Annotated in this window: 10 protein-coding genes; 5 read left to right on the forward strand and 5 right to left on the reverse strand. The window is 69.9% G+C overall.

Annotation, left to right across the window (positions count from 1 at the left end):
* Positions 1-22: 22 nt before the first annotated feature.
* The gene (locus tag AC3ENO_RS13945) at positions 23-430 is read right to left on the reverse strand and encodes a transferase (protein ID WP_434971213.1); all 408 of its coding nucleotides are present in this window, start codon (positions 428-430) and stop codon (positions 23-25) included.
* A gap of 189 nt (positions 431-619) precedes the next feature.
* On the opposite strand from AC3ENO_RS13945, the gene AC3ENO_RS13950 reads away from it, so the two are divergent.
* The gene (locus AC3ENO_RS13950) at positions 620-1,321 is read left to right on the forward strand and encodes a YitT family protein (protein WP_434971202.1); all 702 of its coding nucleotides are present in this window, start codon (positions 620-622) and stop codon (positions 1,319-1,321) included.
* A gap of 29 nt (positions 1,322-1,350) precedes the next feature.
* On the opposite strand, the gene AC3ENO_RS13955 is transcribed toward AC3ENO_RS13950, so the two are convergent.
* The 4 genes from AC3ENO_RS13955 to AC3ENO_RS13970 form a co-directional block, all read right to left on the reverse strand.
* The gene (locus tag AC3ENO_RS13955) at positions 1,351-2,124 is read right to left on the reverse strand and encodes a DNA-formamidopyrimidine glycosylase family protein (protein WP_434971203.1); all 774 of its coding nucleotides are present in this window, start codon (positions 2,122-2,124) and stop codon (positions 1,351-1,353) included.
* Positions 2,117-6,886, reverse strand: a complete 4,770-nt coding sequence (locus AC3ENO_RS13960; protein WP_434971204.1) for an Lhr family ATP-dependent helicase — start codon at positions 6,884-6,886, stop codon at positions 2,117-2,119. The genes AC3ENO_RS13955 and AC3ENO_RS13960 overlap by 8 nt, the downstream gene beginning before the upstream one ends.
* Positions 6,887-7,072: 186 nt before the next feature.
* Entirely contained in the window at positions 7,073-8,041 is a 969-nt protein-coding gene (locus tag AC3ENO_RS13965) for a TIGR03557 family F420-dependent LLM class oxidoreductase (RefSeq protein WP_434971205.1), read from the reverse strand.
* The gene (locus AC3ENO_RS13970; protein WP_434971206.1) at positions 8,038-9,579 is read right to left on the reverse strand and encodes an FAD-dependent oxidoreductase; all 1,542 of its coding nucleotides are present in this window, start codon (positions 9,577-9,579) and stop codon (positions 8,038-8,040) included. Before AC3ENO_RS13970 ends, AC3ENO_RS13965 begins: the two co-directional genes overlap by 4 nt.
* 183 nt (positions 9,580-9,762) lie before the next feature.
* On the opposite strand from AC3ENO_RS13970, the gene AC3ENO_RS13975 reads away from it, so the two are divergent.
* From AC3ENO_RS13975 to AC3ENO_RS13990, 4 genes are all read left to right on the forward strand, one after another.
* Positions 9,763-10,236, forward strand: coding sequence for a DUF4383 domain-containing protein (locus AC3ENO_RS13975; protein ID WP_434971207.1), 474 nt, complete (start codon positions 9,763-9,765; stop codon positions 10,234-10,236).
* 84 nt (positions 10,237-10,320) lie between these two features.
* The gene (locus tag AC3ENO_RS13980; protein ID WP_434971208.1) at positions 10,321-11,562 is read left to right on the forward strand and encodes a cation:proton antiporter domain-containing protein; all 1,242 of its coding nucleotides are present in this window, start codon (positions 10,321-10,323) and stop codon (positions 11,560-11,562) included.
* Positions 11,563-11,622: 60 nt separating this feature from the next.
* Positions 11,623-12,102, forward strand: a complete 480-nt coding sequence (locus AC3ENO_RS13985; RefSeq protein ID WP_434971209.1) for a cupin domain-containing protein — start codon at positions 11,623-11,625, stop codon at positions 12,100-12,102.
* On the forward strand, positions 12,099-13,592 hold the full coding sequence (locus AC3ENO_RS13990; RefSeq protein ID WP_434971210.1) for a thioester domain-containing protein: 1,494 nt from the start codon (positions 12,099-12,101) through the stop codon (positions 13,590-13,592). Before AC3ENO_RS13985 ends, AC3ENO_RS13990 begins: the two co-directional genes overlap by 4 nt.
* Position 13,593 lies beyond the last annotated feature (1 nt).

The raw sequence follows: 13,593 nt of genomic DNA on the forward strand, positions 1-13,593 counted from the left end.
GCAGGTGCCCCGCCCGCGCGCCTCAGGCGGCGAGCCGGAGCCCTCGGCGGTCGGTGGCGACCCGCTCGTTCTCGCTGACGGTCTCGTCGTCGCCGAGGAGTGAACCCACGGCGACGCGAGCGTGGGCGCCGATCACGGTGCGAACGCCGATACGCGAGCCGGCGCCGATGGCCGCGCCGGGGCCGATGTGCGCGTGAGGCGCGACGACGACCTCCGGTCCGATGAGCGCGTCAGCTTCAATCCACACGCCACGGCCGATCCGTGCGCCCGCGGCGATCTGAACTCCCGGTTCGACATAGGCTCCCGCCTCGACGACCGCCGTGGGGTGCACTTTGGCCCCGTGCGCGATCAATCCCCGCCCGTTGGCGTGCTTGCGATACCGCAGCGTCTCGCCGTGGTCGTTCTCGATGTCGACGTAGTTCTTGCCCACGATCTCCTCCACGGGGCCGTTCGGCCCCAGTACGATCCCCAACGCCGTGATGCGGAGATTCATTCCCCTGCATCCGTTTGCCGATAGTGGTTGCGTAGCGGCCATGGTGGCGGATGTCGGGTCGGTCGTCTCCCGGCTTGACAACTGTTCGGAACCGATGCGATATCGGATTGGCACAGAATGGGATACATGCCAGCCGACGATCTCGGTGCCGCGCGCGACACCGATCCGGTGACCCCGGATCCGTCCCCCACTCCCCCTGCGGAGGCGAGTCGAACGCTCGTCTTCGATGAACGCGCCACCGCGCATTCGCCCGCCGAGGACCTCCTGGGCATCCTGACCGGCACGTTCACGGCATCCCTGGGGCTCTACCTGCTGCAAACGTCGGAAGCGGTCACCGGCGGGACGGCGGGGCTGTCCCTGCTCATCCAATACGCATCCGGCCTGCCGTTCTGGCTGCTTTTCCTGCTGATCAATCTCCCGTTCGCGGGGTTGGCGGTGTGGCAGAAGGGGTGGAGCTTCACGATCCGGACGGTTGTCGCGATCGCGATGGTCTCGGGCTGGTCCGTCGTGCATCACGCCCTCTTCCGGATCGATTCGCTCGACCCGATCTACGGCACTCTCGGCGGCAACCTGCTCGCCGGGGTCGGTCTGCTCATCCTGTTCCGCCACCGGGCGAGCCTCGGCGGCATCAACATCGTGGCCCTCATCGTGCAGGACCGGTGGGGACTGCGCGCGGGGTGGACGCAGATGATCTTCGACGTCATCATCGTCGCCACGGCACTGCTGGTGGTCCCGTGGCCGAACGTGGTGCTCAGTGCCGTGGGTGCGGTCGTGCTCAACCTCGTCCTGGCGATGAACCACCGGCCGGGCAGATACATCGGCCACTGACGGTCTCCGCTGCCCCGTGCCTGCGGACCTCATCTCTGGCAGCGCGGGCACCAGAAGACGTTGCGCTCCCGCGTGGGGTCTGCCCCGAGCGCGCCCACCCGGATAGGCGTTCCGCACCGGCGGCAGGGCTGCCCTTCGCGTCCGTAGACCCAGGTTCGCCGGCCGCGCCGATCGTCGCCCGTGAAGGTGCGCTCGACCCGGTCGCGGTTGGCTCGGATCATCCGCGTGCCGACACCCAGCAGCGCTGGCGCGTCGACATCGTTTGCCGGTGTGTCGGGGCGGATGCCGCGGACGAACAGCATTTCGTTCGCGTACACGTTGCCGAAGCCGGCGACGTTGCGCTGGTCGAGCACCGCGACGTGGACCGCGCGCGGGTCAGCGCCCACGCGGCGGGATGCCTCGTCGAGATCCCACGCCTCGCTCAGGGGGTCGGGTCCGAGGTATCCGACCGTCTCGTTCTCGCGCGCGGTGGGGATGAGCGAGATATCGGCGAGGTCGAACCCGACGGCCTCGGCGTGTGTCGTGGCCACGATCGCCCGCGCGCGAAACCCCGCAACCCTCCACCGTTCTCCCGGCCGGTAGAGGTGCCATTCCCCTTCCATCTTCAGGTGCGAATGCAGGGTCCAGGGCCCGATGCGGGCGAGGAGGTGCTTTCCTCGCGGCACCACGGCGTGCACCGGGTCGCCCGTGAGATCGGCGGTCGCTAGCTGCGGCACCCGCAGCTCGAAACGGGTCACCGTGTGGCCGGCCAGCGCGGCGTTGAGCATCCGTGCCACGCGGAAGACGGTGTCTCCCTCAGGCACGAGGTGGGCCCGATGCCTTGCGCAGAGTGAGACCCCGCGGCGTCTCGACGAAGCCCGCCTCCCGAAGTGCCCGTGCCAGAGCCGTGCCGAACACCGGTTCACCGCCCACCTGCTCGACGGTGAGCGTATCGAGGTGTCGGGTGCGCGCGGTCGCCGCGAGGTGTGCGGTCGCGGCCGCCAACGCGTGCTCGTCGGTGGTGAAGACGAGAGCTGACTTGCCGCCGCGTTCGAGGTAGAGGACGAGCTCGCCATCGACGAGGGTCACGAGGGCGCCGGCCTTGCGGCCGGGGCGGTGTCCGACACCGTCGAGGGTCGGCCACGGCAGGGCGGCGCCATACGCGTTCGCGGGGTCCGTGGCGGCGAGGGTGATCGCTGTGAGGGGCGCGGGGTCGGGAACGGCAGCGAACTCGCGCAGTCGGTCGACCGTCGCGGATGCGGCGAACTGTGCGCCGCCGAGCTTTTCGACCAGATAGCCCCGTCGACAGTGGCCCGCACGCTCGGCATCCGCGAGAGTGCGATACACCTGCGCGAAGCCACCGGGCACTCCCTCGCTCTGGACCGGGCCGCGAGTCACGACACCGTACCGGTCGAGCAGGATGCCGGCGGTGGCGGCTGCGCGCACGGTGACATCGGGCTCGGGCTCGGGAAGAAGCGACCAGCGTCCACCCGCGGCGGCGCTGGTGCGAGGGGCGGCGCCGGGAGTGGGCGACATCACGGCGCGCGTCGCGGCAAGCGACGATCCGCGGAACATTCGAGCGCGGGGAGCGCGCCGCACGCTGCGATGAGCCTGGGACCCGCCCGACAGAAGTCCGCGGACGGGCGCGAAGGTGTCGTTCGTGACCCGTCCCGCCCAGGTCAGCACCCACAGCGCGTCGATGACCGACTGCTCGTTGGGAGCCTCGGTCAGGGCACGAAGCTGCGCCGCGAAGTACGCACCGCCCCCGGCCAGCGCGTCCAGGATGCGGGACTCCAGCGATTCGGCCGGGATGTCATCGGCTGATCTCGCGGGCAGGCTCAGCGACACCGTCTCGGCGGGGTGCAGCGCGATCCATCCGTCGCGGCCAGGAAGCGTGCCGTGCCCGGACCAGACAACCTCACCCGTCGCGGTCAACTCATCGAGCAGGCTCGGACGGTAGTCGCGCACTCTGGACGGCAGGATGAGCGCCTCCCACGCGCTCGCCGGGATGGGTACCCCCGCGAGCTGCTCGATCGCCGCGAGCACCCCATCGACACCCTCGAGAGGGCGAGTCAGGTGCTGCCAGGCGGGCAGGAACCTCGCCAACGCCGCCTGCGGCACCGGCTCGATGCTGCCGCGGATCGCGGCGAGTGACCGCATCCGCAACCGGCGCAGCACTTCGGAATCGCACCACTCGTTCTCGCCGCCATCGAGCGCTGACGAGGCGGGTAGGAAATACCCGCTTGTGAGGCGGCCCTGTGCTTCGAGCCGTTGCAGTGCCAGGCGGGCGACAGCGGCGCCGATCCCGAGGCGGCCGGCGACGGCATCCGTCGTGAAGGGAGCATGCGTGCGGGCATAGCGGGCGACCAGGTCGCCGAGCGGGTCGGCCACGGGCTCGAGGAAGGCCACCGGGATGCCGACCGGGAGCGGCAGTCCGAGGGCATCGCGGAGACGGCCCGCGTCTTCGATCGCGGCGACCCTGTCGATTCCCGCGATCGTGACCGGAATCGCGCGGCGACTCGCAACGAGAGTGTCGAGGTGCGCGGCTGCCTCGGCGACGGTGGCGATGGCTGCGTCCGCCCCCTGCGTACCGGCGGTGTCCGACGGTGAGGATTCTGCATGCGGGACGGATGTCGGGGTCAGTCGCTCAGCGACCTCGGCGACGGACAGGGGTCCCAGGAGCCGGAGCAGGTCGGCGACGCCCTCGAGCCCCCGAACGCGTCGATCCGGCGCGAGGTGCTGCGCCTCGGTCTCGAACTGCGCGATGACCTCCGGGTCGAGGAGTTCACGCATCTCGACGGTGCCGAGCAGCTCCGACAGCAAAGCCGGGTCGACAGCGAGAGCGGCGGCGCGACGCTCTGCCAACGGGGAGTCGCCCTCGTACATGAACGCCCCGACATACCCGAACAGCAGGTCGCGCGCGAACGGCGACGGTTGCGCGGTCTCGACCTCGATCAGGCGGATGCGACGGTCGGCGATCGACCGGATGATCCGCAGCAGGGCGGGCACGTCGTAGACATCCTGAAGCACCTCGCGCAGCGTCTCGAGGATGACGGGGAAGGTCGGATGGCGGCGGGCGACCTCCAGCAGTTGCGCCGATCGCTGGCGCTGCTGCCAGAGCGGGCTGCGCCGGTTCGGGTTGGTGCGGGGCATCAGGAGCGCGCGGGCAGCGCACTCCCGGAACCGCGACGCGAACAGAGCGGAGCCTCCGACCTCCTGGGTGATGAGCGGCTCCAGCTCGTCGTCGTCGAAGACGAACAGGTCGGCGCCCGGTGGTTCGCTCGTCGTGTCGGGAACGCGAGCGATGATGCCGTCGTCGCTGGCCACCGCGGAGCCCTCGACGCCGAGACGCTCCCGAATCCGGGCATTGACGGCAAGGGCCCAGGGTGCATGCACTTGCATTCCGTACGGAGAATGCAGGATGACGCGCCAGTCGCCGACCTCGTCGCGGCCGCGCTCCACCGTCAGGCTCCGGTCGGTGGGGAGCGTTCCCGTCGCCTCGCGCTGGTCGGCGAGGTAGGAGAGCAGGTTGGCCTTCGCGTTGGGGTCGAGCCCGGCATCCGTCAGCCGGGCGTCGGCGGCGGGCGGCGCCGCGGCGGCGATCTCGCGCGTGAAGGCGCCGAGGGCCTCGCCGAGCTCTGCCGGCCGGCCGATGCCGTCGCCGTGCCAGAACGGAACGCGGCCGGGCTGACCGAACGCGGGCACGACGTTGACCCGGTCGTGTGTGATCTCCACGATGCGCCAACTCGTCGTACCCAGCGTGAACACGTCGTTCACACGCGACTCGTACACCATCTCTTCGTCGAGCTCGCCGACCCGCGCGTTCTGGGTTTCGCCTGCGACGAAGACCCCGAACATCCCGCGATCGGGGATCGTGCCGCCGCTGGTCACCGCGATTCGCTGCGCACCGGGGCGGCCGGTCAACGTCCCCGCATCCCGATCCCACACGACCCGCGGACGGAGCTCGGCGAACTCGTCCGACGGGAACCTCCCCGCGAGCAGGTCGAGCGTGGCTTCGAACGCGGATCGGGGGAGCGCGCGAAACGGCGCACTGCGCTTGACCGTCTCGTACCACTCTTCGACAGGGAGCGGCGCCAGAGCCGCGGCTGCCACGGTCTGCTGGGCCAGGATGTCGAGCGGATTCTGCGGCACCTGGATCGCCTCGATCTGGCCCGCCAGCATCCGCTCGGTCACGATCGCCGTGTGCAGCACGTCGGAACGGTGCTTGGGGAACAACGACGCCCGGCTGATCTCCCCGACCTGGTGACCCGCGCGGCCGATGCGTTGCAGGCCGGAAGCCGCGCTCGGCGGCGCCTCGACCTGGATGACGAGGTCGACCGCGCCCATGTCGATGCCCAGCTCCAGGCTGCTGGTCGCAACGACGCACCGCAGGATGCCGGCCTTGAGTTCCTCCTCCACGAGTGCCCGCTGCTCCTTGGAGACGGAGCCGTGGTGCGCTTTTGCGAGGACGGGCTCGGCCCCGGCAGTCTGTCCGCTCTGCGCCGGCATCGCCGCCGCGATGGTCGGCTCGGGCAGATCGATGCCGAGGCGTTCGGCGTAGATCTCGTTCAGGCGTGCCGTGAGGCGCTCGGCCAGCCGCCTCGAGTTCGCGAACACGATGGTGGAGCGGTGCTCCAGCACTCGATCGACGATCGCTTCTTCGACGTGCGGCCACACCGAGCCGGTCATCTCGGTGTTCTCAGGGCGCGCGGATGCTCCGCCGGGCGGAGCGAACCAGTCTCCGCTCTCGGGGGCGGATGCCGATGATGTGGCATCCGTCGATCTCACCCCCGGGCCGCCGGTGGCCGCGGGTGCCGCGGGAGGGGGGTTGAGCATGTCCTCCACCGGCACGGTGACCCTCATCTCGAACGTCTTCGAGGCCGGCGGAGCCACGATCTCGACGGGAGCCGCACCCCCGAGGAATCGCGCGACCTCGTCGATCGGTCGCACCGTCGCCGACAGCCCGATGCGCTGCACGGATGCCGCATCCGGGTTCTCGGCGCGGATCATGGCGTCGAGCCGCTCGAGACTGACGGCCAGGTGCGCGCCGCGTTTGGTCGCGGCCACGGCATGGACCTCGTCGACGATCACCGTGTGGACGCCCGTGAGCGTGCGACCTGCCTGGCTCGTGAGCATGAGGTACAGCGACTCGGGCGTCGTGATCAGGATGTCGGGCGGTGAGGCAACGAGCTTCCGCCGATCGGCGGAGGGCGTGTCGCCCGATCGGACGCCGACCGACACCGCAGGCAGGGTGAGCCCACGACGTCTCGCCGCCTGGTCGATGCCGACCAGCGGCGAGCGGAGGTTGCGTTCGACGTCGACCCCGAGCGCCTTCAGGGGCGAGATGTACAGGATGCGGGTACCCGCGGCATCCTGCGGTGCTTCGGCCTTTTCGCGGAAGACGCGGTCGATGGCCCACAGGAACGCCGAGAGCGTCTTGCCGGATCCGGTCGGTGCGACCACGAGAGCGTGTCGACCGGCGGAGATCGCCTCCCACGCCCCCGCCTGGGCGGGAGTCGGTGCGGCGAAGGCGCCCCGGAACCAGTCCTGCGTGGCAGGACCGAACCTCTCGAGCACATCCGCCATCCCCCTATCTTCGCCCGCCCCGCCGACATCCGGGACGAGGCCGGGGAGCCGCCGTCGCGCCGACGTCCCGCCGCTAACTCCTCAAAACCGGCGCAGGGTGTTGCGTGGGGCGCATGGGACCGGGCTATGCGGGCCGATCTTGAGGAGTTCGCGACGCCCGAACCGCCCCGACCCAGGATCCCGCGGCTAGCGCAGCCGGGGGATGAGGTCCTCGGCGGCGAAGCGGATGAAGCCGCGGACGTCGCCGCCGGTGCAGTTGAGCACGAGGTTGTCGAACCCGGCATCGAGATAGGCGCGGGCTGCTTCGACGTGCGGCTCCAGGTCAGGGCCGACGGGCATCTGGGCGCGGATGTCGTCTTCGCCCAGGTGCGCGACAGCAGCGTCGAAGTTGACCGGGTTGGGAAGCTCCGCCATCACCTTCCACCCGAGCAGCCCGAACGTCGCGGTCTTCGCTGCAGCAGCTGCGGCAGCATCCGCATCCGGTCCCCACGCCATCGAGACCTCGCCGTAGATCGGCCCGGTGCCACCTGCGGAGCGGAAGCCCGAGACGAGATCGGCATCGGGTTCGACCGCGAACAGTCCGTCACCGAGGTCGGTCGCGACAGCCAGGGACTGGCCCCCGCTGGCTGCCACGCAGATCGGGGGGAGGGTCTCGGGCAGATCAAAGACGCGAGCATCCTCGAGCTGCAGGTACCGCCCGTCGAACGACTGGTAGCCGCCCTTCCACAGCATCCGGATGATCTGCAGGGCCTCGCGCAGCGCCTCGTGCCGCTTGTCGACAGCGGGGAACGGTTCGCCGGTGATGTGTTCGTTGAGCCGCTCGCCGGAGCCGACTCCGAGGGTGAAGCGCCCGTCCGAGATCAGCTGCAGCGTCGCTGCCATGTGCGCGACGATCGCCGGGTGGTAGCGGAAGGACGGACAGGTCACCCCCGTCACGAGGCCGAGGTGCGTCGTCCGCGCGGCGATCGCGCCGAGTGTCACCCACGTGTTGGGGCTGTGGTGCTGCGTGCTCAGCCACGGGTGGAAGTGATCGCTGAGCTCGACGAAATCCAGTCCCGCGTCCTCGGCGAGCACGGCCAGCTCGACGACCTCGGCGGGGCCGAGGTCTTCCGTGGCGAGCTTGAGTCCGATGCGGGGAGCGGATGCAGCGGTCATGCGGTCTCCTTCGTCGTGGGGTCACCCGCGGGCGACGGCGGTTCGGGGGAGTCGGATGCCGGGGGCACAGGCGCGAGCGGTCGCGTCGCGGGACCTTCAATGACTGTTCCGTCGGGCGCGAAACGCGAACCGTGCAAGGGGCAGTCCCACGACCGCTCAGCCTCGTTCCACGTAACGACCCCGCCGAGATGCGTGCACACTCCGGATACGCGGCACGTGACCCCGTCGACCGTCGCCTCGGCCACGGGACGGATGCCGCGCCGTCGCTCGCCCGCGAGCGCTCCGCCCCACCCCTTGACGTACCAGCCGCCGACAGCCGCGTTGGCGCTCGCGTAACTGCCGATGTCGGGCAGGCTCAGCGCGTGCGCGCGGAGCTCTCGTGCCCACTCCGGAACGTCACCGGTGAGCTGCCCCGTCAGCGCGAGTGCGGCGGAGACGGCGTTGCTCATGCCCCACTTGTTGTATCCGGATGCTGCGAAGAGCCGGCCGCGGCCGCCGGGCACGGGTCCCGCGACCGGAAGCCGGCTGACGGGTCGGTAGTCCTGCGCGCCCCACCACGTCACGCGGGAGGAGACGCCGAAGGTGCCGCGCGCCCATCGATCCAGCTTTGCGAGTCGCTCAGCGGTGTCCTGGTCACGGCCAGGGGTGTAGGAATTGCCGCCGACGAGAAGGACCTCGGCGCCGTCGGTGTCTCGCGCTGTGCGCAGCGAGCGCGAGGTGGGGTCGACCGAGAGGTACATCCCCTCCGGCATCCTCCCGTCCACGCGGTACGCGCCGACGAACTCACGCGTCGGCTCGAGGGTTGCGAAGAACAGGCCCCGGTCCAGCACGGGTGTTCCGGTGGCGAGGATGACACGACGCGCCGTCATCCGGCCTGCGGAGGTCGTGACCCGCACGGCCTCGCTCCCGACGTCCGCGGTCACGAGTCGGCATCCTTCGAGGATGCGGCCCCCGGCATCGCGCACGCGCGCCGCCAGCACCGCGAGCACCTCCATCGGATGCAGTTGGTCCTGATCGGCCAGCCAGAGGGCGCCGCGTACGGGGAACGGCAGTCCGCTCTCATCGCGACCATCGACGGCGGATCGGACGTCGACGCCGGCGATCCTGCTGGCCTCCGCCTCGCTGTCCAGGGTGTGCAGGCCGGTATCGGTTGTCGCGTAGGTGTAGGCAGTGCGACTCTCGATCGCTCGCGGATGCTCAGAGAGAGCCGACCGCAGCCAAGCGATGCCGGCGCGGTTCGCCTCTGCATAGGCACGCACGGCGTCGTCGCCCGCATGGCTGCGCACCTGCGAGAGCGTGCTCCCCTGCAGCATGCTGAGCTTGCCCGTCGTCGCGCCCGTCGTCAGGGCGCCCACGCGGTGGGCGTCGATGACGACGGGCGCGAGGCCCGCCTCCGCGAGCATCGTCGCGGCGGACAGGCCGGTGAGGCCTGCTCCCACCACCAGGACTTCGGTGCTGCCCGGGACCTCGTCGTCGGTCGGAATGGGAGGAGCCGTCCGATGCCAGAGGGACTCGGGAGGGGGGAACGATCGCGTCACCCTGTGGACGCTAGGCGCCGCATCCGTCCTTTCCGAGGGCCTTGACAGTGTGGCGATCCCGCACCTCGGGCAGTAGCTGTGCCTGACGTTTCCCTGAGATGTCAAGGCCCCCCGTGCTGCCGGCGTCGCTTCCGTAGGGTCGATCACTCCAGGTCGCACCGCGGCCACGACCAAGGAGGAGCTATGTCCGCATCCGCGCCCGCCGCCACTCGCCGATACGGCGGCTCGCTCATCCAGATCGTCGCCCTCGTCTTCGGCGTCGTCTTCCTGCTCGTCGGGATCGCCGGCTTCATCCCCGGCCTCACGCAGAACTTCGACACCATGATGTTCGCCGGGCACCACTCGGAGGCGATGCTGCTCGGGGTCTTCCAGGTTTCCGTGCTGCACAACGCCGTTCATCTGCTCTTCGGAATCGTGGGACTCGCGGTGGCAGCCAGTGCGGTCGCAAGCCGCCAGTACCTCATCTGGGGAGGCGTCATCTATGCCGTGCTCTGGATCTACGGTCTGTTCACGGCGGGCATGGCGGATGCCTGGAACTTCGTGCCGCTGAACACCGCCGACAACTGGCTGCACCTCGGATTGACTGTGGCGATGATCCTGCTCGGCATCTTCGTCCCCCGGGGCAGCGCCGTGCGGGCCGACCCCGCAACGCAATAGAACGCAGACTGCATGGCGCCGCGCGAGGGCTTTCCTCGCGCGGCGCCACGCAGGATGCTCGGGCCGCAGCAAGGGGGAGATGCCGTGACCGACCGAGTCCTCATCGCCCTCGTCGTCGTCGGTATCCTGGCGTGCGCCCTTGCGGCGTTCTCCCTGTCGGCCGAGCGGCGCGGCATCCCGCGGCTGCTCGTCGCCCTCTGCCTGGGGCTGCTCATCGGACCCGAGATCCTCGCCGTCGTCGATCCGACAGTGCTCGGATACGGCTCGGCGGCGGCGACCGCCGAGATCAGTCGGGTCGTGCTCGTCGTGACACTCTGCGGCGTGGCGCTCCGACTCCCGGGGCGCGCGTGGCGGTCACGGCGGCGCTGGATCGTGCTCAGCATCGCGCTCGGGATGCCCCTGATGTTCGTCATCGCAACGGGGGCTGTCGCTCTGCTCGGGCTCCCCCTGCTGGTGGCCGCGGCCGTCGGTGCGGCGATCACCCCGACCGATCCGGTGGTCATCACACCGATCGTGACCGGGCCCGAAGCCGAGCGGCGGATCCCGACGTCCGTGCGCTGGGACCTCTCGGCCGAAAGCGGCCTGAACGACGGCCTGGGCTACCTCCTGCTGATGCTCCCGGTGCTCCTGCTGACCCGTCCTGCTGACCTCGCCTGGCAGGAGTGGGGCTCGACAGTGCTTCTCATCGACGTTCTCGTCCCGATCGTCGGGGGGCTCGCGATCGGCGCCGTCGGGGGACTGCTGTACACCCACACGGCGGAGCACGCAGAGGCGGAGCCGACATCGCGAGTGCCCTTCGCGCTGTCCCTGGTCATCGTCACATTCGCCGTGCTGCGCCTGGCAGATCTGGATGCCGTGCTCGGAGCCTTCGTCGCCGCTGTGGCTTTCGCCGTCATCGTCCCAGAGCCCATCCGCGCCTCACTGTCCGAACACGTCGAAGGGATCTCGCAGTTCCTCATCGTCCCCGTCTTTGCCCTCATCGGCACGCTGATTCCGGTCTCGTGGCTGCTCGGTCAGAGCCCGTGGCTGGTGCCGGTCCTGCTGCTGGCACTTCTGGGCCGGCGCCTTGCCGCCGTCTGGATGCTACGACCCCTGCTAGGCCGCGTTCAGTCGCTGCCCGAGACCGCGTTCATCTCATGGTTCGCGCCGGTCGGGGTGTCGGCACTGCTCTACGCGTCACTGGCAGCGCAAGAGACCGGCACCGACGACATCCGTCGCATCGTGCTCGTCGCGATCGCGCTGTCGGTGCTGGTGCACGGACTCTCGACGCTGCCGGCGAGTCTGCTACTGGATCGTGCGCGCGCCCGGGCTGCGCGCCGAGGGTGACAGAAGACCCTCCGGTGCCGCCCACGAGCGAGTACCGTGGCGGTGAGCGAAGGAGCGGTCATGGCATTCGATCAGGTGGTGCACGGGCGGCAGGACGATTTCGAGGCGCGGCGCACTGACCGCGGTCGGTTCACATTCGCCAAGCACGTCGTTGTTCCCAAAGAGGGCACTCAGCTGCATGTCTCCTTCATGGAGATCCCGCCGGGCCAGTCGGCGTACCCCTACCACTGGCACGCAGGGATCACCGAGGCGTACGTCATCCTGTCGGGCACCGGTCGGGTGCGTACCCCGGATGCCGAGTTCGACGTCGGCCCCGGGGAGGTCGTCGTCTTCCCGCCCGGGCCGGCGGGTGCGCACCGGATGACGGCCACCGGCGGTGAGCCGCTGCGGTACGTCGACCTCGACACGACCTCCGATCCGGACGTGATCGGCTACCCGGACTCGGACAAGACGATGGCGTACACGACCGTCCGCCCCACGATGCTCTTCCGTGACGACGACGCCGTCGACTACTACGACAGCGAGCCCGACGCCGGATGACGCGGAGCCGCCCCGCTGCCCTCGCCGCCGTCCTGATCGCCGCAGTTCTCGTCGGCACAGCCGCCGCACCCGCGCTCGCCGAACCGGGCACTGGTCCGGGCGTCACAGACCCGCCGCAGGTCTCGACCGAAGCAACCGTCGTCGCGATGCGGCATCAGAGCGGTCTGTTCGGATCGCAAGAGACCACCATCACCGACCCGCAGACGCCGTATCCCACGACGATCACCGGAACCGGCGGGACGTTCTCGACAGCGCAGATCGTGCTGAACGATCCGCGTTCGAGCAGTCCCGGCGACATCCTGACCTACTGCATCGATCTGGCCACGGAGACCGAGATCGGCGTGCACTACGAACTCGGCGACTGGACCTCGGCCAACGTCCCGAACCTCGACTACGTCACCTACATCCTCAACAACTACTACCCCGTGGTGCCGGGTGCGCCGGCGTTGTCGACGGACGCCGAGAAGGTCGCGGCGGTGCAGGGCGCGATCTGGTACTTCACCGATCAATTCGTCGTGCCGCAGTTCGGCTATCCGGCGCAGCACGCGGCGATCCGCGACATCGTCCAGGCAACCCAGACGGCTCTGGCCGGGGGGTCGCCCCCCGCGCCACCGCTTCCCACCTTGACCATCACCCCCGACGCCGGGACGGCACCGACGACCGGAGACGTCGTCGGGCCGTTCGCGGTGGGCGGGTCAGTGAGTTCGTCGACGATCGAGGCTCGGGGGGTGGATGTGTTCTCGGATCCTGCCGGTACAGTCCCCGTTCCGGACGGCGCATCAGTGGCGCAGGGAAGCTCGCTCTGGACTCGGTACGCCTCGACGGTCGCTGACGAGGGCATCACGCTCGAGACGTCCCAGACCGTCGAGGCCGGAAACGTCTTCCTGTACGACGGTGGCAACCCGGGACGCACGAGCGCCCAGAAGCTGATCCTTGCCGCGCAGGCCACGATTCCGATCCGGGCCAGCGCGGCGATCACACCGATGGCTGCCGGCTGGTTCGCCGCCGATGTGACGGTCGCCGGATCGGCAGCAGGGCTCCAGAGCGCGATCTCGGTGACGGCGCGCTGCGACGACGGAACAACCGTCGTCGAGGGGTCGGGAACCCTCGCCGCCGGCGCTCCTGCCGGAACGACCCGCGTGGTCACGCTCTCGGCCGTGCCCGCTGGGTCCACGTGCACCCTCGCGCAGACCGCGGACGGCCACACCGCGGATGCCGTGCTGACCTCGACCACGACGATCCCCGCATCCGTCGTCGCGGTCGCGAACGTGACCGTTTCGGCAGCAATCACCGACACTTTCACAGCACCGACGCCCACACCCGCACCGACGCCTACACCGACACCGAGCCCGACATCGACACAGCTCCCCGATACGGGCGCCGGAGTGCTGCCGGCATGGCAAGCTCCCGCGGTGCTGCTGGCGGCAGGATTGGCCGTGATCGTGCTGGACCACCGTCGCCGACGCTCGCGTGCGGGGCGCGAGGGCTAGC

Source organism: Microbacterium sp. bgisy207 (assembly GCF_057706855.1).

Bases quoted from the DNA above. Each gene is read 5' to 3' on its own strand.
- AC3ENO_RS13950 (WP_434971202.1), top strand. From the start codon at position 620: ATGCCAGCCGACGATCTCGGTGCCGCGCGCGACACCGATCCGGTGACC.
- AC3ENO_RS13960 (WP_434971204.1), bottom strand. From the start codon at position 6,886: ATGGCGGATGTGCTCGAGAGGTTCGGTCCTGCCACGCAGGACTGGTTC.
- AC3ENO_RS13965 (WP_434971205.1), bottom strand. From the start codon at position 8,041: ATGACCGCTGCATCCGCTCCCCGCATCGGACTCAAGCTCGCCACGGAA.
- AC3ENO_RS13975 (WP_434971207.1), top strand. From the start codon at position 9,763: ATGTCCGCATCCGCGCCCGCCGCCACTCGCCGATACGGCGGCTCGCTC.
- AC3ENO_RS13985 (WP_434971209.1), top strand. From the start codon at position 11,623: ATGGCATTCGATCAGGTGGTGCACGGGCGGCAGGACGATTTCGAGGCG.
- AC3ENO_RS13990 (WP_434971210.1), top strand. From the start codon at position 12,099: ATGACGCGGAGCCGCCCCGCTGCCCTCGCCGCCGTCCTGATCGCCGCA.